The sequence below is a fragment of the Streptomyces sp. CNZ287 genome (assembly GCF_007827615.1).
The window spans coordinates 125759-149800 of the sequence record NZ_VISV01000012.1 but is presented as its reverse complement, the minus strand read 5'-3'; the positions used below and the strand labels follow the sequence as shown (position 1 = coordinate 149800).

Here is a 24042-nt window from a genome sequence, read left to right as displayed (position 1 = left end):
GAGTTCCCGGTCGGCCGCGGGCTCCGGGCCCACGGCGTTCCCACCACGTCGGAAGGAGTTCGATGAGTCCGGGAACCGGGCGGCTCACCGTGATCGCTGCCGGTGCGCTCGTCGCAGGACTGCTCCCGGCCGCCGGTTCGGCGGCGGAGGAGGGGGCCGTGTCGGTCTCCGCCGGCTACGTGTGCGAGGGAGCCGGCGGCACGGCCGTCGACCTCCCGGTCGACTTCACGGGTTCCTTCCCGGCGTCCGTCCGTTCCGGCGAGGCCATCCGGCCCGGCGACCTGACGATGTCGGCGACGCTGGGCGGCGGTCTGCTCGACGGGCTGCCGGCCGGGGAGGGCGCGACCGTCGGCGGGTCGGCGTCGGTCGCCATGGGCGTGGCCCAGGGACCGGAGTCCGCCGACTACCCGTGGGCGGGAGCGACCGGGGAGCCCGTACAGGTGCCGGCCGACGGTACGGCCACCGTGTCGTTCTCCGGCGCGATGCCGTCGGCGACGGCCGGCGGCGCCGGGGACGTGGTCTTCACCCTCGGTCCGCTGACGCTGGAACTCCAGGGGACCCCGCCGGAGCCGGGGGACGACTCCTCGCCGCCGGCCGATCCGGCGGACCCGGCGGCCGACCCGGCTGACCAGGACGATCCGGCAGACCCGGCCGGCCCGGGTGCGACGACCCTCACCTGCACCCTCGCCGACGGCCAGGACGCCACCCTGGCGACGGTCGCGGTGCCGGACGAGTCAGGCACGCCGGGCGGCGGGGACGCAGGCGCCGACGACGGCGGCGCCGGGCAGGGCACTCCCGGCGCGACGGGCGGGCGATCCGGTAGCGCGGGCGCCGACGCGGAAGCGGCGCCCGGGGACGAGCCCGCGGAGACCGGTGACGTCACGCCGTGCCCCCCGGGCCAGCCGCCGACGGCGGAGCTGGATCCCGACCGGCTGATCGAGCCGCCGGCCGGCACGACGACCCTCACCCTGCCGGGCGTCTACACCTGCACGGCCGCGGTGGGGATCGTGAACTCCAGGAAGCTGAACGGCGCGCTCATCGCCAACGATCCGCACGCCCCGACGCTCGACAGCGTCCGCGTGCTGCTGAACAAGCAGATGATTATTTCGCCCGGAAACTTCTACAACGGCACGCGCAATGTCGCCGAGTTCACCCTCCCCGACTCCGAGGCGACGTTCCTCACCTTCGGGTTCATGCCGGTCACGGGGAAGGTCGAGTTCACGAACGAGCCGATGACGATCGTCACCGAGCAGGGCTCCTCGATCGATACCAACGAGACCACCGCGGGCTTCTATCAGGCTCTCCGGGTTTACGACGTGAAGGTGAACGGGGTGCCGCTCGACGTGGGTGACGACTGCCGTACGAGTGCGCCTCTCGACGTCGTACTCAAAGGCAAGTACCCGGAATACCGGGTCTTCACGGGAGGCACCTTGAGAAGCCTTGTCACGGTGCCGCCCTTCACCGGCTGCGGCACGGGCGGTGAGGACCTGGACCCGCTCTTCACCTCGACCTTGTCGGGCCCCGGGAACTACGTCGAACTGAAGCAGTCGCCGCTGTGCACCATGCCGTGTACGCCGGCGGTCCCCGGACTTCCCGCCGACGGCTGAGCGGGGAACCCGCCCGGATTCCTCCGCGAAGGAATCCGGGCGGGCCGTCGTGGCCGGACGTCAGTCCGTCGGCGCCTGCGCGGCGCCGAGTTTCAGGCTGATGGTGTTCCCCTCACCCGGGATGATCGCGTTGATCACGGGGGTGGCGAGCAGGCAGTGCTCGAAGTCGGGAATCGTGTACGTGCCGCTGAGGGTGCCGCCCCGGAACGGGTTGAATCCCGGCTCGGACTTGAGGGCTATCTCCGCGGGCACCTCGGTCTGGCAGCGGTCGCCCACCCAGACGGGCAGCCCGGCGACCTTCAGCCGGGTGATCCGCAGCGTCAGCTTCGAGACCGTGTTGACCTCGCCCGTCGCGGTGCTGATCGTGCCGGCGGTGGGCTCGGTCTCGATGAACTCGGTGGTCGCCGTCGCGGGGATCAGGTCGAGCGTCTTGAAGGAGCCCGTGGCCGGCGGCAGCTTCGTGTGGGCGGTGAGCGCACCGGTGGACAGGTCCACGGTGGTCTCCAGCTTCCCCGGGCCCAGTGCGAGGTCCGAGTCGGTGCCCGCGAGGTGCGTCGTGCCGGTCAGCGGGTAGTCGAGCCGGACGGGTGCGGCGTTCGCCGTGCCCGTGGTGGCGACGGTGAAGCCCGTCGCGGCGAGCAGCGCCAGCACCGCCCGGCTCAGATTCCGCTGTCCTCTCGAGAGAGTCAACCGTCTGGCCATCGAGAATCTCCTCAATGTCGTTTGGGGGAGCCCGTGTTGGTTACCGCCGACTGTCAGCGTGAGAATGCTACGTGCCGGTAATAAGAGTGGCAATGAGCCGGGTCCAGGGATCGCCGAATATCCGGAACGATTGTCACCGGGTGAGAATGCGGGCCGGGTGATGTGTTGCCGGGTGAGTGTCGGGGGCTGTGGGCGGCACTGTTGTCACCCGGTGATAAAACGGCATGCCGGATTGCTCAGCGGACGACAAGAAAATACCCGCCGGTAAGGAGCCGGTGACTTTCCCTGCCGCGGCTATTGATTCCCCGGTTACCCGTGCGTAGCGTCTCCCCCCGCAGGTGCTCGTGCAGCCCGTCCCCCAGCAAGGCCGCACCGAAGAAGCCGGGGTCCGCCGCCGGCGTGGATCCCGTAGGCGCAGAGGCCGCACCGGCTGCTGCAGGACTGCTCATGGAGTGATGCACGCATGCGCACGGCAGAACACGCGTCGCGCGGAAGCCGGGCCCGGCCCGCCGCTCTTTGCTCACTCGGAGACAAGGCGTGCCCCCGTGATTGTCACCCGTTGCCAGTCGTCGTCCGGGCCGGGCCCACTCCGGCGGCTGCCGTGCTGTGCTGTGCCCGCACCGGAGTTGACGGGACCGGCCGCGGTGTACACGGCCGGCGCTGCGCACCCGCCAGGGGGCTGTGATGGGAATCGAAGTCGTCGTGGACGGCCTGACGAAGTCCTTCGGCCGGCAGAACATCTGGCGCGACGTCACGCTGACGCTGCCGGCCGGCGAGGTCAGCGTGATGCTCGGCCCGTCCGGCACCGGGAAGACCGTGTTCCTCAAGTCGCTCATCGGCCTGCTCAAGCCCGAAGAGGGGCAGGTGCTGGTCGACGGCGTCGACATGGTGAACGACCGCGAGCGCGACGTCTTCGAGGCGCGCAAGAAGTTCGGCCTGATGTTCCAGGACGGCGCTCTCTTCGGCTCGATGAGCCTCTTCGACAACGTCGCCTTCCCGCTGCGTGAGCACACCCGCAAGAAGGAGTCCGAGATCCGCCGCATCGTCATGGAGCGGATGGACCTCGTCGGTCTCGGCGGCGCCGAGGGCAAGCTGCCGGGCGAGATATCCGGCGGCATGCGCAAGCGGGCGGGGCTCGCCCGCGCGCTCGTCCTGGATCCCGAGATCGTGCTGTGCGACGAGCCGGACTCCGGTCTCGACCCGGTGCGTACGGCGTTCATCTCGCAACTGCTCATCGACGTCAATGCACAGATCGACGCGACGATGCTGATCGTCACGCACAACATCGACATCGCCTCCACCGTCCCCGACAACATCGGCATGCTCTTCCGCCGCAACCTCGTCACCTTCGGGCCCCGCGAGGTGCTGCTGACCAGCGAGGAGCCGGTGGTCTCGCAGTTCCTCAGCGGCAGCAGGCTCGGCCCCATCGGCATGTCGGAGGAGAAGGACGCGGCCACGCTCGCCGCCGAGGGCCCCGACGCCGGCGCCGCCTCCGGTACGGGCCCGCGCGAGATCGTGCCGCAGTTGGAGCCGTCGCCCGGGATGCCCCCGCGGCAGGCGGTGGAACGGCACCGCGAGCGGGTGCTGGGCATGCTGGCCCAACTGCCGTCCGCCGCGCGCAAGGCGATCGTCGCGGGCATCGGCGGCTCGGTCGCGCACGCCCGGACGCTGACCATGCCCGCGCCCCCGGAGGAGCGGCCATGACCACGACCCTGCCGCCGGTGCCGCACCCGCCGGACCCCCCGGACCGCCCGGACCCGGACCCCGGCGAGGAGCCGGAGGCCGCCGGGCAGCAGCCGCCGCGCCCGGCCTGGTCCGTACCCGGTGCGGGTGCGCTGCGCGAGACCGGGAAGCTCTTCGCGCTGGCGCTGTCCGTCGCCCGGCTGTCGTTCAAGCGGCCGTTCCAGTTCCGGGAGTTCGTCGAGCAGTTCTGGTTCATCGCCAGCGTGACGATCCTGCCCGCGGCCCTGGTGTCGATCCCGTTCGGCGCGGTGATCGCCCTCCAGGTCGGCTCGCTCACCCAGCAGTTCGGGGCGCAGTCCTTCACCGGCGGCGCCAGCGTGCTCGCCGTCATCCAGCAGGCGTCACCGCTCATCGTGGCGCTGCTGATCTCCGGCGCCGGCGGGTCGGCGATCTGCGCCGACCTCGGCTCCCGGAAGATCCGCGAGGAGCTGGACGCGATGGAGGTCATGGGCGTCTCGCCGGTCCAGCGGCTCGTGGTGCCCAGGGTGCTGGCGACGATGGGGGTCGCGGTCCTGCTCAACGGGCTGGTCTCGGTCGTCGGCACGCTCGGCGGCTACTTCTTCAACGTCATCCTCCAGGGCGGCACCCCCGGCGCGTACCTCGCCAGCTTCTCCGCCCTCGCACAGCTTCCCGACCTCTACATCAGCGAGATCAAGGCGCTGATCTTCGGGTTCATCGCCGGCATCGTCGCCGCCTACCGCGGCCTCAACCCCCGCGGCGGCCCGAAGGGCGTGGGCGACGCGGTCAACCAGTCCGTCGTCATCACCTTCCTGCTGCTGTTCTTCGTCAACACCGTGCTGACGTCGATCTACCTGCAGGTCGTCCCCCCGAAGGGAGGCTGAGCGATGGCCCTGGCCCAGAAGGACGGCACGGCGGGGGAGTACGAGCAGGACCCCCGGCGGCTGCGCGCAGGACGGCTCCTCGACCGCCCGCTCTCCTGGCTCGACCAGGCTGGCGACCAGCTCGTCTTCTACGTACGCGCCCTGCTGTGGACCCCGCGGGCCGCCCGCCGCTACCTCAAGGAGGTGCAGCGGCTGCTCGCCGAGGTCGCCTTCGGCAGCGGCGGCCTCGGCGTCATCGGCGGCACGATCGGCGTGATGTTCGCGATGACCCTGTTCACCGGCACGGTCGTCGGCCTCCAGGGCTACGCGGCCCTCAACCAGATCGGCACCGCCGCCTTCACCGGCTTCGTCTCCGCGTACTTCAACACCCGCGAGATCGCCCCGCTCGTCGCAGGACTCGCGCTCTCCGCCACCGTCGGCGCCGGATTCACCGCCCAGCTCGGCGCGATGCGGATCAACGAGGAGGTCGACGCGCTGGAGGGCATGGGGGTGCGCTCCATGCCGTACCTCGTCACCACCCGCATCATCGCCGGGGTGGTGGCCATCATCCCGCTCTACGGGATCGGGCTGCTCAGCTCGTACCTCGCCTCGCGCGCCGTGACGGTCCTCTACAACGGGCAGGCCGCCGGCACGTACGACCACTACTTCAACCTCTTCCTCTCCCCGGCCGACGTGCTCCTGTCGTTCATGAAAGTGCTGATCTTCAGCGTGATGGTGATCCTCGCGCACTGCTACTACGGCTTCCGCGCCACCGGCGGCCCCGCCGGGGTCGGCGTCGCCGTGGGGCGCTCGGTGCGTACCGCGATCGTGCTCATCGCGGTCACCGACTTCTTCCTCAGCCTGGCGATCTGGGGCACCACGACCACGGTGAAGGTGTCCGGATGAGCCGCCTCGAAACGACGGGACGCAGGACCGCGGGGCTGGTGTTCCTGCTGGTGATGGCGCTGCTCGTGTGGCTGTCGGTGGCCGTCTACCAGAAGGAGTTCACCGACACCGCGACCGTCACGGTCGAGACCGGCAGCGTCGGGAACGAGATGCACCCGTACGCCGAGGTGAAGATGCGCGGCGTCGTCGTCGGCGAGGTGCGGGAGATCTCCGCGGAGAACGGCGGGCGGACCGCCCGGCTGACGCTGGCGCTCGACCCCGGGCAACTGGACCGGATCCCCGCAGACGTCTCCGCGCAGATGCTGCCCACCACGCTCTTCGGCGAGCGGTTCGTCTCCCTGGTCCCGCCCGCGGACGGCGGCACGGCGGGCGAGACGCTGGCGGCGGGCGGCGTCATCCCGCAGGACCGCAGCGAGAACGCCATCGAGCTGGAGCAGGTGCTCGACAACGTGATGCCGCTGCTCACCGCCGTGAAGCCGGCGAAGCTCTCCGCCACGCTCACCGCCATGGCCGACGCGCTCGACGGCCGCGGCAAGAAGCTCGGCGACACCCTCGTCGAGCTGGACGAGCACCTGCGGAAGCTCAACCCGCACCTGCCCACGCTCAACCGCGACATCCGCGAACTGGTCGAGTTCGGCCACCTGTACGCCGACACCGTCCCCGACCTGACCAAGGCGCTGCGGGACGCGACGACGACGAGCGGCACCATCGCCGAGAAGGCCCAGGACCTGGGCGGGCTCTACGGCACGCTGACGACCACGTCGCAGGATCTGGACACCTTCCTGGAGCAGAACCGGGAGAACATCATCCGGTTGTCCGCCGACAGCCGGCCCACGGTGGAGAAGATGGCCGAGTACGCGCCGTCGTTCCCCTGCACGCTGCGTACCCTCGCCGACTTCGTGCCCGTCATGGACAAGGCGCTCGGTAAGGGCACCGCCGAGCCGGGACTGCACGTCGACGTCGAGGTGCTGCCCGCCCGCGGCAAGTACGTGCCCGGCCGGGACGCCCCGCGCTTCGACGCCGGCGGCGGCCCGCGGTGCTACGGCGTCCCGTACACCGGCGCGCCCGCCAGGAGCGGCACCGCCGCCGGCCGGCCGCAGTCCGCGAAGACCCTCACCACCGCGCCGGCCACCGACGAGCAGGCCCTCGGGCTGCCCAACTCCCCGGCGGAGAACCAGCTCGTCAACGAACTTCTCGCGGCCGGCATGGAGAGCCCGCCCGACGACCTGCCCGACTGGTCGAGCGTGCTCGCCGGACCCGTCTTCCGGGGTACGGAGGTGCGGCTGAAGTGAACAGAAGAAGCCTCGCGGGGCCCCTGATCAAGTCGCTCGTCTTCGTCGCGGTCACCGCGCTCGCCACCACCGCGCTCGCCTTCTCCATCGCCAACACCGGCGTCGGCCCCACCGACGGCTACAGCGCCCGGTTCACCGACGTGACCGGCCTGGTCGAGGGCGACAGCGTGCGGGTGGCGGGCGTGAAGGTCGGCGAGGTCGAGTCCATCGAGCTGAGCGGACGGCGGTACGCGCGGGTGGAGTTCACCGTACGCGAGGGGCGCGAGCTGCCCGCCTCCGTCAACGCCTCGGTGAAATACCTCAACATGGTCGGCCAGCGCTACATCGACCTGGAGCAGGGCGAGGGCCCGGTGGGGCGGTCGCTCGCGCCCGGCGGCACGATCCCGCTGGAGCGCACCCGGCCCGCGCTCGACCTCACCGAGCTGTTCAACGGCTTCCAGCCGCTGTTCCAGGGGCTGTCGCCGCGGGACACCAACAAGCTCGCGAACGAGATCGTCCAGGTGCTCCAGGGCCAGGGCGGGACGGTCGACAGCCTCGTCGAGACGGTCGGCTCGCTCACCGGCACGCTGGCCGCGAAGGACCAGGTGATCGGCGAGGTCATCGACAACCTCACCGAGGTGGTGGAGACCGTCAACACCCGCGAGAAGGAGTTCAACGACCTGCTGGTGACCCTCCAGGACCTGGTGTCCGGCTTCTCCGACGACCGCAAGCCGCTCTTCCGCGCCGTCGACGCCATGGGCGACCTGACGGCCACCACCGCCGATCTCGTACGCGACGGGCGCGCCCCGCTCAAGGAGGACATCCACCAGGTCGGCCGGGTCGCCGAGCGGCTGGCGGACAACGTGCCGCTGGTGGAGGAGTTCCTGGAGCAGACCCCGGTGAAGATGGCCACGCTGGGGCGGCTGGCCTCGTACGGCTCCTGGTTCAACCTCTATCTCTGCGAGGCGCGGGTGACGGGCGTGAGCATGTCCGACGGTAGCGAGCCGCCGACCGGGATCACGGTGCACCCGCCGAGGTGTGAGCGATGAGAGTGCCGAGGCTGAAGCCCGTACGCGAACGCAGCCCCGTCGCCGTGGGGCTGGTGGGACTGCTGGTCCTCGCGCTGGGCGGGTTCGCGGCGTACCGCGCGGACGCGCTGCCGGGCGTCGGCGGCGGCACCTCCTACACGGCCCACTTCTCCGAGGCCGCCGGGCTGCGCTCCGGCGACGAGGTGCGGGTGGCCGGCGTGAAGGTGGGCGAGGTCGACGGGGTCGGGCTCGACGGGCCCAGGGTCGCGGTCGACTTCACGGTGCGCGACGCCTGGATCGGCGACCGGTCCACGGCCGCCATCGCCATCGAGACGCTGCTCGGCGAGAAGTACCTGGCCGTAGATCCCCTGGGCAGCGTCCGGCAGGACGCCGGTCAGCCGATCCCGGTCGAGCGCACCACGTCCCCGTACGACGTGACGCAGGCGTTCCAGGATCTGTCGTCCACCGTCGGGGAGTTGGACACCACGGCGCTCGCGGAGAGCTTCGAGGTGATCTCGGAGACCTTCGAGGACACCCCGCCGAACGTGCGCAAGGCGGCGAACGGGCTGGCGGACCTGTCGCAGACGATCTCCTCCCGGGACGCCGAGCTGGCCCGGCTGCTCTCCGGCAGCGCCGAGATCACCAGGACGCTGAAGGAGCAGAACGACACGTTCGAGACGCTGCTGAAGGACGGCAACGACCTGCTCGCCGAGGTACGCGCCAGGCGCGACGCGATCCACGCCCTCTTCACCGGCACCCGCGACCTGGCGAAGGAACTGGACGGGCTGGTGGAGGAGAACGAGGAGCAGATCGGCCCGGTGCTCGACGCCCTGGACCGGGTCACCGGCGTGCTCCGGGCCAACGAGAAGAACCTCGACAAGGCGCTGGCCACGGCCGGCCCGTACTACCGGCTCGTCGGCAACACCCTCGGCAGCGGCCGCTGGTTCGACAGCTACCTCTGCGGGCTCGTGCCGCGGGAGTACGCGCCGGACGTCGTGCCGGACCGCGGGTGCCGGCCGCCGGAGCCGAAGGGGGGCCGGTGATGGCACGTCCTGTGACGGGAGCGGTGCGGCGGCTGCGCGCGGCAGGCGGCCGGCTGCGGGGCCGCAGGCCGGTCGCGCTGCTGGTGACCGCGGCGGTGCTGGTGGCCGCGGGCACCTGGGGCGTACGGGCGCTGACCGGCCCCGACGGCAAGGAGATCACCGCCTACTTCGACTCCGGAGTCGGCCTCTACGGCGGCTCGGACCTGCGGATCCTGGGCGTCAAGGTCGGCACGGTGGACTCCGTCGAGCCCGAAGGCGACCGGGTGCGCGTCGGACTGACCCTCCACGACGGCGTCCGGGCACCGGCCGACGTGCAGGCGGCGGTCATCGCGCCGAGCGTGGTCTCCGGCCGCTACGTGCAGCTCAGTCCCCCCTACACCGGCGGGCCCGAACTCGCCGACGGCGACGAGATCCCCGTCGAGCGCACCGCGACCCCGGTGGAGATCGACGAGCTGTACGCCTCCCTCACCGACCTCAGCGACGCCCTCGGCCCCGACGGTGCCAACGCCACCGGCGAGCTGAGCAAACTGCTGGAGACCGGCGCCCGCAACCTGGAGGGCAACGGCAAGGAGATCGGCGACAGCATCGACCGGTTCGGCGACGCCACCCAGACGCTCTCCGGCCGCAGCGGCGACCTCTTCGGCACCATCGAGAACCTCCAGTCCTTCACCACCATGCTGAAGCGGAACGACCGGCAGGTGCGCGACGCCGAGCAGCAGCTCGCCGACGTCGGCACCTTCCTCGCCGAGGACAAGGACGAACTGGCCGCGGCGCTGGAGGAGCTGGGCACGGCGCTCGGCAGGGTGCAGGGGTTCATCAAGGACAACCGCGGCCGGCTCAAGGCCAACGTCGGCAAGCTCGCCGACCTGACCCGCCTCCTCGTGGACAACCGCGCCTCGCTCGCCGAGGCGCTGGACACCGCGCCGCTGGCCACCGACAACCTGCTGCGCGCCTACAACCCCGGCAAGCGCACCATCGACGGCCGCGGCAACCTCAACGAGCTGAGCATGGGCGGGCCGCCGGACGCCGGCCTGGCGGACGACGGCGGCGGCGCCACCGGCCGCGAAGGGCTCGTACCGGCGCCCGCGGAGCGGCAGGAGGAGCTGCCGGGACTGCCGCTGCCCGCGATCGGCGACGTCTACGGCACGCCGGAGCAGGGAGGCGGGCGATGAACTGGCACGTCAAGACGGTCGCCGGGGTCGTGGCCGCCGCGCTCGTCATCGCCTCCCCGCTGGTGGTGAGGGAGGTCTACGAGTCCGCGGACGTCGAGTTCACCGGCATCCAGGACCTGCCGCTGCCCGGCGGCGCCGACCTCGGCAGCCACCCGTACGAGGTCACCGCCGAGTTCGAGGACGTGCTGAGCCTTGTGCCGCAGTCCTCGGTGCGGGTCAACGACGTGGCCGTCGGCCGGGTCACCGACATCGAGGTCGCCGACGACCGGTGGACCGCCGTGGTCACCATGAAGGTCAACGGCGACGTGCGGCTGCCGGCCGGCGCGTACGCCCGGATCGAGCAGTCGAGCCTGCTGGGCGAGAAATACGTCCAGTTGCTCGCCCCGCCCGGGAAGAAGCAGGCCGACGCGGAGCAGGCGGGCGACCTCGGCACCGCCCCCGGGGACGTGACCACGGCGATCCTCCCCGACGACGGCGGGACCGATATCCCGCTCGCGCGCACCAACCGCAACCCGGAGGTCGAGGAGGTCTTCGGCGCCCTGTCGATGCTCCTCAACGGCGGCGGTATCGAGCAACTGCGCACCATCAGCCGGGAGCTGAACGACGCGCTCCAGGGCAACGAGCCGCAGGTCCGCTCCATGCTCAAGCGCGTCGACACCCTGATGACGAGCCTCGACGACAACAAGGACGGCATCACCGACGCGCTCGACAGCGTCAACCGGCTGTCCGCCACCCTCGCCACCCGCAAGACGGAGATCGGCGTGATCCTCGACGACCTCAGCCCCGGCATGAAGGTGCTGGAGGAGCAGCGCGGCGCGCTGGTCACCATGCTCCGTTCGCTCGACCGGCTCTCCGACGTCGCGGTGGAGACCATCGACGCGAGCAAAGAGGACATGATCGCCGACCTCAGGGCCCTGGGGAAAGTGCTGAAGAACCTCGCCGACGCCGGGCAGGCGCTGCCCGCCTCGCTGGAGGTGCTGCTCACGTACCCCTTCACCGACGAGGTGCTGCGCGGCGTCAAGGGCGACTACCTCAACATCTACCTCGCGGTGACCGCGCCCTCCGGTACGGAGCTCATCCCGCCGCTGACCGAGGACCCGGTCCCCGGCTCCGGAGACCCGGGCGGCGCCCCCACGGGCACCGCTCTGTCGCTGCCGCTGCCGTCCGTGGGACCGACGACGCCCGGCGCCGGCCCGCCGGCGTCCCCGGACCCGGGCGGTCCCGCGCCGGACGGCACGGGGCCCCGGGACCCGGGGTCCGCCTCTCCGGGCGGCGGCCCGTCCGACGGCGCCGGCATCCCGTCGGGGTCGCCGCCGGGCAGCCCGTCCGCTACGGAGCCGGAGTCGCCGCCGGCGTCCGGCAGCGAGTCGCCCGGGGGTGAGAGCCGGTGATCACCAGGTCCGTCATCGTCAAGAACATCGTGTTCGCCCTCGTCGCGGTGCTCGTCATCGGCTACATCGGCGTGCGCTACGCCGACCTCGGCCGCTACGTCGGCATGCGCGACTATTACACGGTGCGCGTCGAACTCGCCGAGACCGGCGGGCTGTTCCCGCACGCGGAGGTCACCTACCGCGGGGTGTCGGTCGGGCGCGTCGGGCCGATCGAGCTGACCGGCACGGGCGTCGAGGCCGAACTGCGGATCCGCGACTCGGCCCCGCCGATCCCCGCCGACCTCTCGGCCGAGGTCGCCAACTACTCCGCCGTGGGCGAGCAGTACATCGACCTCAAGCCCGCCGCCGACTCCGGCCCCTACCTCGCCGACGGTGCCGTCGTCGGCCGCCAGCACACCGCGACGCCCGCGCCCGTCACCAACCTCCTCACCAGCGTCGACTCCTTCGCCACCTCCGTCGACACCGGCGAGCTGCGCACCGTCGTGGACGAACTCGGCGACGCCCTCGCCGGGCAGGGCGACAACCTCCAGCGGCTCCTCGACACCGGCAGCGAGTTCATCCGGGCCGCCGACGCGGCGCTGCCGTACAGCACCCGGCTCATGATCGACGGCGAGACGGTGCTGCGCACGCAGAACGACTCCGGTGAGGCGCTCCAGGAGTTCGCGAAGGGCGCCGAGGAGCTGACCGCGCAGCTCAAGCGCTCCGACGGCGACCTGCGCCGCGTCGTCGAGGCGGGCCCCGGCGCCGCGAGCCAGGTCACCGGGCTGCTGCGCGACCTCGACCCGAGCCTGAGCATCCTGCTCGCGAACCTGCTGACCACCTCGGAGATCGCGGTCACCCGGCAGGACGGCTTGGAGCAACTGCTCGTCCAGTTGCCGCAGGTGGCCGCCGCCGGTTCCACCGCCATCACCTCCGACGGCGCCCGCTTCGGCATGGCGCTCAGCTTCTTCGACCCGCTGCCCTGCACCCGGGGGTACGGCTCCACGGCGTACCGCAACGGCCTCACGACCAGCCCGGCGGGCTTCAACACCGCCGCCCGCTGCACCGCCCCGGCGTCGAGCGGCGTCAACGTCCGCGGTTCCGCGCACTCCCCGGGCGGCGGCGGGGTGCCCAAGCCCGCCAGGCCCGGCTCGGGACTCGCGGACGACCGGCCGGGCACCCGCGCCGCGCCCGGAGCGCTGCCCGGCGCGCCCGGCCTGCCCGCGGTCGGCGACGGGCCCACCGACATGGCCGGACTGCTCGGCCTGAAGGAGGCGCGATGAGCCCCCGACCGCCGTACGCCCGCAGCGCCCCGCCTCGGCGGACGCTCGCCGCCGCACTCGCCGTCGCGCTGGTCCTCGCCTTCGCCGGCTTCTCCGCCTGGCGCTACGCGGCCGCCGCCACCCGCGACGACCTGGACTTCGGCCGCGAGCGCGACCGCGTGCTGGCCGCGGGACAGGAGCACATCGGGACGCTCAACAGCATCGACGCGGCCGACCCGGACGCGGGCCTGGCGCGCTGGGAGGACGCCACCACGGGACCGCTCCACGAGGACCTGCGCCGGTCGCGGGCCGCGAGCGCCGGCGCCGTCGACCGCGCGGGGGTCACGGTCCGCGCGACGGTCACGGAGGCCGCCGTCACCGAGCTGGACCCGCGCGCGGGTACGGCGAAGGCCCTGGCCACGGTGCGGGTGGAGACGAGCGGCGGCGCGGACGGGGAGCGTACGGACCGCAAGCGGTTCGAGGCGGGCCTGGAGCGGACGGGGGACGGCTGGAAGATCGCGTCGCTCACCGCGATCACGGTGGAGGGGAGCGGTTCATGAGCCGGGACGGCGAGAGGGAGAGCACGGCGGGCGTGGTCGTCGACGCGCGCGAGCGGGAGCCGGCGGAGTCCGCCGACACCGCCGAAGCCGAGGCCGCGGAAGCCGGTATCGCCGAAGCCGAGGCCGCCGAAGCCGGGTCCGGCGACTCCGGGGGTGAGGGCCGTACGGGATCCGCCGCCGCCCGGCGCCGCCTGCGGGCCGCGGGCGTCGCGGTGCTGGTCGCGCTCCTCCTCGCCGGCACCGGACTCCTCGTCCAGGCCGCCCGTCTCAACGGCGACGACGCGCTGGCCAACCGGGCGCTCACCGACTCCTCCGGCACCGCCGCCGTCGCCGGCGACGTCAGCAACGCGCTGAGCAAGGTGTTCTCGTACGCGCCGGAAGACCCCGGCGTCACCGCGCGGGACGCCGACGACCTCCTCGCCGGGCCCGCCCGCGAGCAGTACCGGCAGCTCTTCGGCCAGATCCGGCAGCGGGTCGTCGCCCAGGAGCTGACGCTCACCACCCACGTCGTACGCGCCGGGGTGATCCGGCTCGACGGCGACGACGCCACGCTGCTGGTCCTCCTCGACCAGATCACCGAACGCAAGGGCAAAGACCCGGCGACCGCCGGCGCGCAGCTCTCCGTGACCGCCGAGCGGCAGGACGGGCAGTGGCGCATCACCGACCTGAAGTCCCGCTAGCGAAAGGGCGGATCGACGTGAGCCTGAGGAAGAACCCCCTGCTGACGCTGGCCCTCGTGGCGGCAGCGCTGGCGGCGGTGCTCGCGGCGTGGGCCGGCACCTCCTGGTACGCGGCCGCGCACGACGACGCGGCGGACTTCGCCGCCTCCCGGGACGACGCGCTGGCCGCCGCCCGGCAGGCCGTGACGAACCTCAACACCCTCGACCACCGCGACCTCGACGAGGGCCTGGACCGCTGGGAGGCGTCCGCCACCGGCGAACTCCTCACCCAACTGCGGCAGGGGCGCGCCGGGTTCGAGAAGGAGGTGGCGAAGGCGGAGACCGTGACCACGGCCGAGGTGCTGTCGGCGGCGCTCACGGAACTGGACGACCGGGCCGGCCGGGCGGACGTGCTGGTCGCGGTCCGTATCACGGTCGCCGCCCCCGGGGAGAAGCCGCAGGCCAAGGAGAGCCGGATGCTCGGCGAGGTCACCCGCACCGGCGACGGCTGGAAGCTCAGCGCCCTCGGGCAGGCGCCCGCGGGCGACTCCGCGGGCGGGGAGGCGGGCGAGGGGTCCGGCCGGGGCCCGGGGCAGGGCACCGACCAGGGACCGGGCTCGGACTCGGGCCGGGCCGGCGAAGCCGGGCAGTGAACTTCCGGAGAGGACCGCAGAGATGTCGACCACCCGCCACCTGATCAACCGGCGCCGCCGCACCGCACCCCCCGCCGAGGAGGCGCGGAAGCCGGCCCGGCGGCAGCCCGCCGCGGCCGTCCGGGCCAGGACCAGGAGCAGGACCGGGGCCCGTCCCGCGGAGCCCGCGGGGAAGCAGCCCCCGGCCCCGGCCCGCAGGCCGCGGCCCGGCGCCCGGGGCCGTACCGGCGGGGACCGTACCGGCGCCCCGACGTCCGCGCGCGGCGGGCGGCTTGCCGCGGCGCTGGGCGCAGCCGCCGTGCTGCTCGGCTGCTTCGCGGCCTTCGCCGCCGTGCAGGCGAGCGGGGGCGGAGACCCCGCCGCCGACAACGCCGCGCTCGTGGACGCGCCGCTGACCAGCGAGGTCAAGGGCGGCGTCGGCGAGGCGGTGGAGGCGGTCTTCTCCGTCGACTACACCGACCTCGACGAGAACCGGAGGGCGGCCCGTACGTACCTCACCGGCAAGGCCGTCGCCCAGCACCGGGACATGCTCGCGGACGTCCGCGAGCAGGCCCCGTCGCAGAAGCTCGTCCTCTCCACCACCGTGACCGACTCGGCGGTGGAGCTGGCCGGCGGCGGCGCGGCCCGCGTGCTGGTCTTCGCCGACCAGCGCAACACCCGTACGGACACGGACGAGACGTCGTACGGCGCCGCGATGGTCGCGGTGGACGCGGTGAAGGACGACGGCAGGTGGCGGATCTCGCACATCGACACCTTCGGCTGACGGCCCGGGCACGGCCGCACGCCACGACCACGGCAACCCCGACTTCGCCGGGAGGCAGGTCCATGGCTTCACTCAGCAGGATGCGCCACAGCGTGGCGACGGCGGCGCTCGCGGCGGCGGCGATGGTCGCGCTGACCGCCTCGCAGGCTCCCGGCGACGAGGCCGGCCGGGCGGCCGGGGGCGGGGCGGAGGACCGGCTCGACACCGCGCCCGTGCTGCCGCCGGGGACCCCGGGCGACGGCCAGTACCACACCGAGATCCCGCCGTTGCAGGGGATGGACCCGGTCGTCAGCACGCAGCCGACGCCGCCGGCGGTGATCGAGCAGCAGTCCGGCGTCCCGGCGACCGTGCTCGACGCGTACCGGAAGGCGGAGCGGCGGATCGCGGTGAGCGACCCCGGCTGCGGGCTGCCGTGGGAACTGCTGGCCGCCATCGGCAAGGTGGAGTCCGGGCACGCCCGCGGCGGCGCCGTCGACGCGGACGGCACCACGCTCACCCCAATCCTCGGGCCGGTCCTCGACGGCAACGGCTTCGCGCACATCTCCGACACCGACGGCGGCCGCTACGACGGCGACACCGGCTACGACCGGGCCGTGGGGCCGATGCAGTTCATCCCGTCGACCTGGGCGGGGTGGGCCGCGGACGGCAACGGCGACGGGCGCTCCGACCCGGACAACGTCTACGACGCGACGCTGGCGGCGGGCCACTACCTCTGCGCGGGCGGCCGGGACCTGACGGCGGCGGCCGACCTGGACCGGGCGATCCTCAGCTACAACTACTCGCGGGACTACCTCACCACCGTGCTGGCCTGGCTGGGCTTCTACCGCTCCGGGGTGCACGCGGTGCCGGACGGCGCGGGCGTGCTGCCGGCCAGCTCCGGCGCGGGCAACCCCCGGTCCGTACCGGAGAAGGGGAGCAGGACGCCGCCGGGAGAGCCGGACGGTCCCGGCGGGATCGTGGTCGGGCCGCGGCCGAGTCCTCCGGACGGCGGGTCGGGGGGCACCGGCGGCTCCGGGGGCTCGGGCGGTACGGGCGGATCCGGCGGTACGGGTGACTCCGGCGGCTCCGGCGATCCGGGCGGAACGGGAGACCCCGGCGGCGATCCGGGCGGCGGCGACCCGGGCCCCAGCCCCAGCGACCCGGGCGAGAGCGGCGGCTCCGGCGACCCGGGCGGCAGCGGCGACCCGGGGGGCGACCCCGGCGGCGGAACGGGAGACCCCGGCGACCCGGACCCCGGCGGCAGTTGCTCCGCAGACCCGGGTGAGTCCCCCTCGCCGAGCCCCGGCGAAGACCCGGGCGCGTCCCCCTGCCCGGACGACTCCGCCTCACCGGACCCGTCGGGCACCACCTGACCGGGCGCCGGCACACGACCGCCCGGTCCGCGCCGGGGCGCCGACCGGGCGATCGGGGTGTGCGTCCGGCGTCCGCTCAGACCAGCGTCGCGTGGAGCGTGATGTTCTTGACGCCCGCCAGCGCCTGGCTCACCGGGCAGTTCTTCTTGGCGTCCTCGGCGGCGGCCTGGAACTCCTCCTCGGAGAGCCCCGGCACGGTCGCGCGCACCGTCAGCACGATGCCGGTGATGCCCTCGCCGGGCTGGAACGTCACGTCGGCGCTGGTGTCCAGGGACTCCACGGTGTGGCCCTTGCCGGCCAGGCCGTGCGAGAAGGCCATGGAGTAGCACGCCGAGTGGGCCGCCGCGATCAGCTCCTCGGGGCTGGTCTTGCCGCCGGGCTCGGCGGAGCGGGCCGGCCAGCTCACGTCGTACGTGCCGATCTTGGAGGACTCGAGGGCGACGGTCCCCTTGCCCTCGAGCAGGTTGCCCTCCCAGTGGGTCTTCGCGGTGCGGGTGGTTGCCATGGCGGTCAGCCTCCGAGTCTGGAGCGAAAGACGGTACGTGCCCCAAGTTATCGGTGCCGGGGCGCCCGAGGGCGTCCGGCCCTGGGCCCGACGCCCGCGTGGCGCAGATCACACCGAGGCCGGGAAATAGTGGGGAGTGCTTCCCCGTTTAGCTGGTGTCGAAAGAAAGCGGGGAGAGATTCCCCGGAAGCCACCAGGGAGGCAAACCATGGGCAGGGGCAAGGGCGCCACGCTCACCGGGCAGCGGCAGCCGCGCATGCGGGCCGACGCCTCCCGCAACCGCGAACGGATCATCGACGCCGCCCGGGAGGCGTTCGTGGAGTGGGGCCCGGACGTCCCGCTCGACGAGATCGCCCGCCGCGCAGGCGTCGGCAACGCGACGGTCTACCGTAACTTCGCCGACCGCCGCGAGCTCATCCTCCAGGTGACCCTGGAGTCCATGCGCCGCATCGCCGACCTGGCGGAGGCCGCGCTCGCCGAGGACACCGAGGCGTTCGAGGCGCTGCGGGGCTTCGTACACCGGGGCGCCGACGAGCGGATCGGGTCGCTGTGCCCGCTGCTCGTCGACGGCTTCGACCACGCGGCCCCCGAGGTGATGGGCATGCGCGAGCGCCTCGACACCGCGCTGGAGGACCTGATGGCGCGGGCCCGCGCCGAGGGCACGCTCCGGTCGGACGTGGGCGTCGGCGACCTGATGGTCGCGCTCGCCCAGCTCACCAGGCCGCTGCCCGGCCTGGAGTGCACTGTGGGGTTCGACACGTACATGCACCGTCATCTGGAGCTGTTCCTCGACGGGCTGATGAATCCGGCCAGGTCAACGCTGTCCGGCAGCGCCGCCACGTTCGAGGCTCTGCGGCAGAAGGGCACGTAAATGAGGTGATCCGCGAGCGGTGAGTCTGTTCTGATCACCGAGACTCCCTTTTCCGAGCCCTGTGCGGTGATGAGCACCGGTTCGTTCTGATTCGTACCAAGATCAACCCTGAACTCGAATGGTGGGTACCCCCATGCCAGAAACGGCATTGCAGCCTGATCCGAGGCGCTGGAAAGCCCTCGCGTTCATCGCTGTGGCTCAGTTGATGGTCGTGCTCGACGCGACCATCGTGAACATCGCGCTGCCCTCCGCCCAGGAGGACCTCGGCATCTCCGACGCCAACCGCCAGTGGGTCATCACGGCCTACGCGCTCGCGTTCGGCGGCCTGCTGCTCTTCGGCGGCCGTATCGCCGACCTCTGGGGGCGCAAGCGCACCTTCATCACCGGCCTCGTCGGCTTCGCGATCGCCTCCGCGCTCGGCGGCGCCGCGACCGGGCAGGCCATGATGTTCGGCGCCCGCGCCCTCCAGGGCGTCTTCGGCGCGCTCCTCGCGCCCGCGGCCCTGTCGCTGCTCGCGGTCCTCTTCACCGACGGCAAGGAGCGGGCCAAGGCGTTCGGCATCTACGGCGCCATCGCCGGTGGTGGCGGTGCCGTCGGCCTGATCCTCGGCGGTGTGCTGACGGAGTACCTGGACTGGCGCTGGACGTTCTTCGTGAACATCCCGTTCGCTGTCGTCGCCGTCCTCGGAGCCATGGCCGTCATCCACGACCCGAAGGGCAGCAGGAACCGCTCCCCGCTCGACATCCCGGGCGTGCTCCTGGCGACCACCGGTCTGGTCGCGCTGGTGTACGGCTTCACCCGGGCCGAGTCTGAGGGCTGGACCGACACCCTGACGATCGTCATGTTCGTCGCGTCCGTGGTGCTGCTGGCCGCGTTCGTGGCGGTGGAGGCGAAGGTCAAGAGCCCGCTGCTGCCGCTGCGCGTGCTGCTGGAACGCAACCGCGGAGGGGTCTACCTCTCGCTCGGCCTCGCGGTCATCGCGATGTTCGGCGTCTTCCTGTTCCTCACCTACTACCTGCAGGTCGTGAAGGGTTACAGCCCGGTCAAGACCGGCCTGGCGTTCCTTCCGATGATCGTGGGCATGATCATCGGCTCGACCCAGATCGGCGCCCGGCTGATGACCCGCGTGCAGCCGCGGCTGCTGCTGGTGCCCGGCTTCCTCACGGGTGCACTCGGCATGCTGCTGCTGGCCCAGATGGAGCCCGGCAGCTCGTACGCCGCGCTCGTCCTGCCGGCGCTGGTGCTGCTCGGCCTCGGTCTCGGTACAGCGTTCATGCCGGCCATGTCCCTGGCCACTTACGGGGTGGAGCCGCGCGACTCCGGCGTCGCCTCCGCGATGGTCAACACCTCGCAGCAGGTCGGCGGCGCCATCGGCACCGCACTGCTGAACACGATCGCCGCCAGTGCCACGACCGACTGGATCTCCTCGCACGCCTCCGAGGCCCGCACCCTGGGCCGCGAGGGCTTCGCGAACTCCGCGGCCGTGCACGGCTACTCGACGGCGATCTGGTGGGCCGTCGGCATCCTCGTGGTCTCCGCCGCCCTTGCGTACACCCTCGTCACCGCCCGGGCCCAGTCGGGGCACGAGGTCTCCGGTGACGGCAAGGACGCGGGCACGGAGGACGAGGTGCAGGCGCCGGTGATGGTCCACTGACCGCGCCGGTGCACTGACTCGAAGGAGAGTTCAGGGCCGGGTGAAGGCCCCTTTCGGTTCCTCGGGGGGACGGGAAGGGGCCTTCGCCATGCCTGGTTCCGCTGTCCTCTGCCGCTCGTGCTCAGCCCAGTTGGAGGGAGCGCTTGGCCAGTCCCCTCCAGAAGCCGTCGATGACGCTGCGCTGGCTCGGCAGGTCGTCCTCGGCGGCGCCGAGGGCGACGAACAGCGGGGCGAAGTGCTCGGTACGGGGATGGGCCAGCCGCCCGGCGGGCGACTTGCGCACGAAGTCCAGCAGCCCGTCCACGTCCTGCGCCGCCAGCGCCTCGCGGCCCCAGGCGTCGAACTCCGCGGACCACGCGGGCGGCCCGTCGCCGGTGTGCCGCAGCGCGGCGAGGTTGTGCGTGAAGAAACCGCTGCCGACGATCAGCACGCCCTCCGCGCGCAGCGGCGCGAGCCGGCGGCCGAGCGCGAGCAGCCGCTCGGGATCGAGGGTCGGCATGGAGAGCTGGAGCACCGGGATGTCGGCGTCCGGATACATCTCCACCAGCGGCACGTACGCGCCGTGGTCGAGTCCGCGGTCGGGGAAGTCCTGCACGCTCTCGCCGGGGCTGCGCAGCAGTGTGCGTACGGACTCGGCCAGCTCCGGGGCGCCGGGGGCGGGGTAGCGGACGCGGTAGTAGTGCTCGGGGAAGCCCCAGAAGTCGTAGACCAGCGGAACCGTGGTGGTGGCGCCGAGGGCGGCGGGGGCCTCCTCCCAGTGCGCGGAGACCACGAGGACGGCGCGCGGACGGGGCAGGCCCGCGGCCCAGGCCGCCAGCTCGGCGGGCCAGACGGGATCGTCGGCGAGCGGCGGGGCGCCGTGGGAGAGATAGAGCGCGGGCATGGTGGGCATGGGCGGGTCGCCGCCTTCCGGTCCTGAAGTTTAGACTTCAACCATACCTGCGCTCGGCCGGATGCTCCCGTGCGGTTCGCTCAGAACGCCGGGTCGATGAGCGCGACGGACTGCAGCGCGGCCACGCGCGCGGTGCCGTCGCCGACGTCCAGCGCGGTGTCGACGAACTTGATCGTGTGCTCGTCCCCGTGCGCCGCCGCCCGGGTCAGCAACTCGTCGGCCGCGGCGGCCGCGTCGCCGGCCGGCGGCGCCGGGATGCGGTCCGGCGGCAGCGGGGCGGCCGGTCCGTACGCCGCGGTGACGGCGGCGCTCGCCGCCCAGGCGGCCGCGTAGCTCGGGACCCACAGGTCGCGGGGGAGCGCGGGCAGGGTGCGGAGCACGGCGTTCGGGGCGGTCGCGGCGTGCACCAGCATGACCGGCTCGCCGTGGCCGTACGCCGCATAGCGGTGGACCGCGGCCCGTACCAGCGAGGACAGCGCCTCGCGGGCCTCCTCGGGGGTACGCGCCGGGGTCAGGGCGCTCACCGCCGCCGGCCAGCCGGGCGTCGACTCCGGGGTGAGCTGCGCCAGCCGCTCGCGGATGCCGCCGGCCTGCGCGGGCACGGCGGGCACGGCGGCCAGCGCGGCGTCCGGGCCCGCGGTGCCGGCCGGGACGGGGGCGCTGGGCAGGCAGGCGTAGCGGGCGGCCCAGTAGCCCAGGGCGTGCGCCAGCTCGGTGACGCGGGGGGCGGTGGGGGCGTGGCCCGCGGCCTCGGTGTCCTGGAGGGTCCGTACGGCATGGCCCGCGCGGATCACGGTGTGCGTCGCGGCGCCGGCCAGCCCGGGCAGCAGCCGCGGCCACCACTCCGCCAGCACCTCACGCCACGGCCGGGCGTCCAGCTCCCGGGCGAAGTACGCGGGCCAGTCCCCGAGCCGGGCCGGATCGCCGAGCGCCTCGTGCCAGGCGGCGGGGTCGATGGGCCGGGCCTGGGGCGGCATGTCCTCCAGCTTGTCCCGGTAGCGGTCCAGCCAGCGGTGCACGGTCGCCGCCCGGTCGCCGTACACCAGGGCCTCGACGGCCATCGGGCCGTGGTTGGTCAGCCAGCCCTGCCGCTCGGGCCCCGCGGCGTGCAGCCGCTCCAGGGCCTCGTCGAGCACCCCGCTGTCGTCCCGGGTGCGGCCGGTCTCCGTACGCGCGTCCTCACGGCTCTTCTCCATGCCGGCGACGCTACGTGCGCCACCGCCGGTCCGTAACGGCCGCGGGCCCTAGGTCCCCGTAGGTCTACGGGCCCAGGCGCACACCCGCACTTTCCGGCCGCGGGAGCAACCAGACGGCCCCGCGCGCCGTCCTCACAGGGGGAGGGCGGCGCAGAGCGGCGCTGCCCAGGGGGGAGGCCACGATGCCGGATGTGACGGGCATCTCACGGGCCGGCGGTGGCCGGCACCGGTCCGGGCCGGCGACGGGCGCCGATCGCCCGGCCTGACCAGGCCCCTCTCCGGCCCGTACCGCGCACCCTACGGCGGCCTGAGCCTGCCTTGCGGCGGGGCAGCATACTGCAAGATCACGAAAATCGGGGCACCCGATGGGAATTCTGTCCTGATTCTCTGCGTTGGACTGGGTGAAACGGACACCCGGTAGGTGTCGACCACCGGTGAGGAACTCACTCGCAAGGGAGCACGCATGGCAACCCGTGCCGTCGCCCGCCGCCAGGCCGAGACCCCGGCCGGCGGGGCAAGCAGCGCTCGCGGCGCTCGCGCCAGGAGCGGCGAGATCGCCGACCGCGACCTCGTCGGGATGTACCTCGACGAGATCGCGCGCACACCGCTGCTCGACGCCGCGAAGGAAGTCGAACTCTCCCTGGACATCGAGGCCGGCGTCTACGCCGGGAAGCTGCTCGCCGGCGAGGCGAAGCCCGAGGCGGTGGACGCGCCGAGCGCGTCGGCGAACCGGGAGGAACTCGAAGCGATCGTGGCCCAGGGCGAGCGTGCGAAGGATCTCTTCATCCGCTCGAACCTCCGCCTGGTCGTCGCCGTCGCCCGGCGCTACCCGCGCAGCGGGCTGCCGCTCCTCGACCTGATCCAGGAGGGGAACGCCGGCCTGGTGCGCGCCGTCGAGAAGTTCGACTACAAGAAGGGCTTCAAGTTCTCCACGTACGCCACGTGGTGGATCCGCCAGGCCATCACCCGCTCCATCGCCGACCAGTCCCGGACGATCCGGCTCCCCGTCCACCTCGTCGAGGAACTGGGCCGTATCCGGCGCGTACAGCGCGAGTTCAACCGCGAGCACGGCCGTGAGCCGGAGCCCGCCGAGGTCGCCGCCGAGCTGGGCTCGACGCCCGAGCGCGTGACGGACGTCCTGGACTGGGCCCGCGACCCGGTGAGCCTCAACATGTCGGTCGACGACGAGGGCGAGACCCAGTTCGGCGACCTGCTGGAGGACACCGGCGCGGACTCGCCGGAGGATTCCGTGCTGGTGATGATGCGGCGCGAGGAACTGGAGGGCCTCATCGGCCGCTTGGAGCCGCGCACGGCGTCGATCATCAAGGCGCGGTACGGCATCGAGGACGGCCGCGAGCGCACGCTCACCGAGGTCGGCAAGCAGCACGGCCTGACCCGCGAGCGGATCCGGCAGATCGAGAAGCACGCGCTGGTCGAGCTGAAGAAGCTCGCCCGCGACACGGGCTTCGAGTCCGCGGCCTGACCGCCCGCCTGACGGCGCACCCCGAGCAGCCCCCGATGTCTCCCCCCGGCATCGGGGGCTTCCCCACGCCGGTGGGCAGGCGGGCTCACGCGCCGAGCGCGGCGTCGGTCATGGAGGCGGCGGACGCCAGGGCGAGGAGCAGATACACCCCGGGGAACGCGATGTTGTGGAAGACCCGAGCCCTGACGTGCGCGGCGACGGCCCCGACGAAGAACAGGGTCAGGCCCACCCCGGCCGCAACCCCGAGCCACGGCACCGCGGCCAGCCCGACGACGAGCCCGGCCGCACCGGCGAGCTTCAGCGCCCCGAGGTAGGGCAGGGCGGCGGCGGGAGTGTGCACGGCGGCGGAGTTCTTCCTGACGAACCCCGCCCTGGCGAAGTCGGCGACGGCGATGAACGTGTTCGCCGCGATGCACGCCACCACGGCGGTGGACAGCGCACTCGTCTGAACGCTCATGGGCAGCGGACCTCCTCGGCTGGTGGGCTACCGGGACGCGGGAGTGGTGGTCTCGTCCGTCCCCACGCTCCT

The 24042-nt window shown here is 72.8% G+C and carries 22 protein-coding genes and 1 pseudogene; 18 read left to right on the top strand and 5 right to left on the bottom strand.

Annotated elements, in window-relative coordinates; translation table 11 throughout:
* The first annotated feature begins 62 nt into the window (after positions 1-62).
* Positions 63-1607 carry a DUF6801 domain-containing protein gene (locus tag FB457_RS21935; RefSeq protein ID WP_347613380.1) on the top strand — a complete coding sequence of 515 codons (1545 nt, stop codon included), beginning with the start codon at positions 63-65 and terminating at the stop codon, positions 1605-1607.
* 60 nt (positions 1608-1667) lie between these two features.
* Here the strand turns inward: FB457_RS21935 and FB457_RS21930 are convergent, their stop codons facing one another.
* Entirely contained in the window at positions 1668-2258 is a 591-nt protein-coding gene (locus tag FB457_RS21930) for a hypothetical protein (RefSeq protein WP_047016252.1), read from the bottom strand.
* A gap of 735 nt (positions 2259-2993) precedes the next feature.
* Here FB457_RS21930 and FB457_RS21925 point away from each other — a divergent pair.
* The 14 genes and pseudogenes from FB457_RS21925 to FB457_RS21860 all read left to right on the top strand — a co-directional run bounded on the left by FB457_RS21925 (position 2994) and on the right by FB457_RS21860 (position 16912).
* A complete protein-coding gene (locus tag FB457_RS21925; RefSeq protein WP_145782915.1) occupies positions 2994-4013 on the top strand; it encodes an ATP-binding cassette domain-containing protein in 1020 nt (339 codons plus the stop codon).
* On the top strand, positions 4010-4894 hold the full coding sequence (locus tag FB457_RS21920; protein ID WP_253911244.1) for an MlaE family ABC transporter permease: 885 nt from the start codon (positions 4010-4012) through the stop codon (positions 4892-4894). Before FB457_RS21925 ends, FB457_RS21920 begins: the two co-directional genes overlap by 4 nt.
* A 3-nt stretch (positions 4895-4897) precedes the next feature.
* On the top strand, positions 4898-5779 hold the full coding sequence (locus FB457_RS21915) for an MlaE family ABC transporter permease (RefSeq protein ID WP_253911243.1): 882 nt from the start codon (positions 4898-4900) through the stop codon (positions 5777-5779).
* Positions 5776-7071 carry an MCE family protein gene (locus FB457_RS21910; protein WP_047016251.1) on the top strand — a complete coding sequence of 432 codons (1296 nt, stop codon included), beginning with the start codon at positions 5776-5778 and terminating at the stop codon, positions 7069-7071. The genes FB457_RS21915 and FB457_RS21910 overlap by 4 nt, the downstream gene beginning before the upstream one ends.
* On the top strand, positions 7068-8099 hold the full coding sequence (locus tag FB457_RS21905) for an MCE family protein (protein WP_047016250.1): 1032 nt from the start codon (positions 7068-7070) through the stop codon (positions 8097-8099). The genes FB457_RS21910 and FB457_RS21905 overlap by 4 nt, the downstream gene beginning before the upstream one ends.
* Complete coding sequence (locus FB457_RS21900) at positions 8096-9121, top strand: MCE family protein (RefSeq protein WP_047016249.1); 1026 nt, start codon at positions 8096-8098, stop codon at positions 9119-9121. The genes FB457_RS21905 and FB457_RS21900 overlap by 4 nt, the downstream gene beginning before the upstream one ends.
* Positions 9121-10293 (top strand): MCE family protein, encoded by a 1173-nt coding sequence (locus tag FB457_RS21895; protein ID WP_047019988.1) that lies wholly within the window; start codon positions 9121-9123, stop codon positions 10291-10293. The genes FB457_RS21900 and FB457_RS21895 overlap by 1 nt, the downstream gene beginning before the upstream one ends.
* Positions 10290-11684, top strand: coding sequence for an MCE family protein (locus FB457_RS21890; RefSeq protein WP_145782913.1), 1395 nt, complete (start codon positions 10290-10292; stop codon positions 11682-11684). The genes FB457_RS21895 and FB457_RS21890 overlap by 4 nt, the downstream gene beginning before the upstream one ends.
* Positions 11681-12946 (top strand): MCE family protein, encoded by a 1266-nt coding sequence (locus FB457_RS21885; RefSeq protein WP_047016247.1) that lies wholly within the window; start codon positions 11681-11683, stop codon positions 12944-12946. The genes FB457_RS21890 and FB457_RS21885 overlap by 4 nt, the downstream gene beginning before the upstream one ends.
* Positions 12943-13485: a hypothetical protein gene (locus FB457_RS21880; protein ID WP_047016246.1), complete on the top strand. Its 543-nt coding sequence runs from the start codon at positions 12943-12945 to the stop codon at positions 13483-13485. The genes FB457_RS21885 and FB457_RS21880 overlap by 4 nt, the downstream gene beginning before the upstream one ends.
* Entirely contained in the window at positions 13482-14165 is a 684-nt protein-coding gene (locus tag FB457_RS21875; RefSeq protein WP_047016245.1) for a nuclear transport factor 2 family protein, read from the top strand. The genes FB457_RS21880 and FB457_RS21875 overlap by 4 nt, the downstream gene beginning before the upstream one ends.
* Positions 14166-14176: 11 nt before the next feature.
* Positions 14177-14704, top strand: a pseudogene (locus FB457_RS21870) (hypothetical protein); the annotation flags it as partial.
* Between the two features lie 115 nt (positions 14705-14819).
* Entirely contained in the window at positions 14820-15560 is a 741-nt protein-coding gene (locus FB457_RS21865) for a hypothetical protein (protein WP_047016243.1), read from the top strand.
* A gap of 62 nt (positions 15561-15622) precedes the next feature.
* Entirely contained in the window at positions 15623-16912 is a 1290-nt protein-coding gene (locus FB457_RS21860; protein ID WP_047016242.1) for a lytic transglycosylase domain-containing protein, read from the top strand.
* Between the two features lie 76 nt (positions 16913-16988).
* On the opposite strand, the gene FB457_RS21855 is transcribed toward FB457_RS21860, so the two are convergent.
* The gene (locus tag FB457_RS21855) at positions 16989-17417 is read right to left on the bottom strand and encodes an OsmC family protein (RefSeq protein WP_047016241.1); all 429 of its coding nucleotides are present in this window, start codon (positions 17415-17417) and stop codon (positions 16989-16991) included.
* 208 nt (positions 17418-17625) lie between these two features.
* Between FB457_RS21855 and FB457_RS21850 the strand changes: the two genes are divergently transcribed.
* The gene (locus tag FB457_RS21850; RefSeq protein WP_047016240.1) at positions 17626-18288 is read left to right on the top strand and encodes a TetR/AcrR family transcriptional regulator; all 663 of its coding nucleotides are present in this window, start codon (positions 17626-17628) and stop codon (positions 18286-18288) included.
* A 133-nt stretch (positions 18289-18421) separates the two neighbouring features.
* On the top strand, positions 18422-19942 hold the full coding sequence (locus tag FB457_RS21845; protein ID WP_047019987.1) for an MFS transporter: 1521 nt from the start codon (positions 18422-18424) through the stop codon (positions 19940-19942).
* 121 nt (positions 19943-20063) lie between these two features.
* Here FB457_RS21845 and FB457_RS21840 read toward each other — a convergent pair whose 3' ends face one another.
* Both FB457_RS21840 and FB457_RS21835 read right to left on the bottom strand, forming a co-directional pair.
* On the bottom strand, positions 20064-20834 hold the full coding sequence (locus tag FB457_RS21840) for a dioxygenase family protein (protein ID WP_047016239.1): 771 nt from the start codon (positions 20832-20834) through the stop codon (positions 20064-20066).
* Between the two features lie 80 nt (positions 20835-20914).
* Positions 20915-22030 (bottom strand): questin oxidase family protein, encoded by a 1116-nt coding sequence (locus FB457_RS21835; protein ID WP_145782909.1) that lies wholly within the window; start codon positions 22028-22030, stop codon positions 20915-20917.
* 463 nt (positions 22031-22493) lie between these two features.
* Here FB457_RS21835 and FB457_RS21830 point away from each other — a divergent pair, with 463 nt between their 5' ends.
* A complete protein-coding gene (locus FB457_RS21830; RefSeq protein WP_047016237.1) occupies positions 22494-23513 on the top strand; it encodes a sigma-70 family RNA polymerase sigma factor in 1020 nt (339 codons plus the stop codon).
* Positions 23514-23598: 85 nt separating this feature from the next.
* Here the strand turns inward: FB457_RS21830 and FB457_RS21825 are convergent, their stop codons facing one another.
* Positions 23599-23970, bottom strand: coding sequence for a DoxX family protein (locus FB457_RS21825; protein WP_145782907.1), 372 nt, complete (start codon positions 23968-23970; stop codon positions 23599-23601).
* Positions 23971-24042: the final 72 nt, after the last annotated feature.

Excerpts from the sequence above, each read along its gene's own strand:
- FB457_RS21935 (WP_347613380.1), top strand. The coding sequence starts at position 63 with ATGAGTCCGGGAACCGGGCGGCTCACCGTGATCGCTGCCGGTGCGCTC.
- FB457_RS21855 (WP_047016241.1), bottom strand. The coding sequence starts at position 17,417 with ATGGCAACCACCCGCACCGCGAAGACCCACTGGGAGGGCAACCTGCTC.
- FB457_RS21920 (WP_253911244.1), top strand. The coding sequence starts at position 4,010 with ATGACCACGACCCTGCCGCCGGTGCCGCACCCGCCGGACCCCCCGGAC.
- FB457_RS21835 (WP_145782909.1), bottom strand. The coding sequence starts at position 22,030 with ATGGAGAAGAGCCGTGAGGACGCGCGTACGGAGACCGGCCGCACCCGG.
- FB457_RS21830 (WP_047016237.1), top strand. The coding sequence starts at position 22,494 with ATGGCAACCCGTGCCGTCGCCCGCCGCCAGGCCGAGACCCCGGCCGGC.
- FB457_RS21890 (WP_145782913.1), top strand. The coding sequence starts at position 10,290 with ATGAACTGGCACGTCAAGACGGTCGCCGGGGTCGTGGCCGCCGCGCTC.
- FB457_RS21845 (WP_047019987.1), top strand. The coding sequence starts at position 18,422 with ATGCCAGAAACGGCATTGCAGCCTGATCCGAGGCGCTGGAAAGCCCTC.
- FB457_RS21925 (WP_145782915.1), top strand. The coding sequence starts at position 2,994 with ATGGGAATCGAAGTCGTCGTGGACGGCCTGACGAAGTCCTTCGGCCGG.
- FB457_RS21895 (WP_047019988.1), top strand. The coding sequence starts at position 9,121 with ATGGCACGTCCTGTGACGGGAGCGGTGCGGCGGCTGCGCGCGGCAGGC.
- FB457_RS21840 (WP_047016239.1), bottom strand. The coding sequence starts at position 20,834 with ATGCCCACCATGCCCGCGCTCTATCTCTCCCACGGCGCCCCGCCGCTC.
- FB457_RS21825 (WP_145782907.1), bottom strand. The coding sequence starts at position 23,970 with ATGAGCGTTCAGACGAGTGCGCTGTCCACCGCCGTGGTGGCGTGCATC.
- FB457_RS21865 (WP_047016243.1), top strand. The coding sequence starts at position 14,820 with ATGTCGACCACCCGCCACCTGATCAACCGGCGCCGCCGCACCGCACCC.
- FB457_RS21900 (WP_047016249.1), top strand. The coding sequence starts at position 8,096 with ATGAGAGTGCCGAGGCTGAAGCCCGTACGCGAACGCAGCCCCGTCGCC.
- FB457_RS21910 (WP_047016251.1), top strand. The coding sequence starts at position 5,776 with ATGAGCCGCCTCGAAACGACGGGACGCAGGACCGCGGGGCTGGTGTTC.
- FB457_RS21915 (WP_253911243.1), top strand. The coding sequence starts at position 4,898 with ATGGCCCTGGCCCAGAAGGACGGCACGGCGGGGGAGTACGAGCAGGAC.
- FB457_RS21850 (WP_047016240.1), top strand. The coding sequence starts at position 17,626 with ATGGGCAGGGGCAAGGGCGCCACGCTCACCGGGCAGCGGCAGCCGCGC.
- FB457_RS21880 (WP_047016246.1), top strand. The coding sequence starts at position 12,943 with ATGAGCCCCCGACCGCCGTACGCCCGCAGCGCCCCGCCTCGGCGGACG.
- FB457_RS21860 (WP_047016242.1), top strand. The coding sequence starts at position 15,623 with ATGGCTTCACTCAGCAGGATGCGCCACAGCGTGGCGACGGCGGCGCTC.
- FB457_RS21875 (WP_047016245.1), top strand. The coding sequence starts at position 13,482 with ATGAGCCGGGACGGCGAGAGGGAGAGCACGGCGGGCGTGGTCGTCGAC.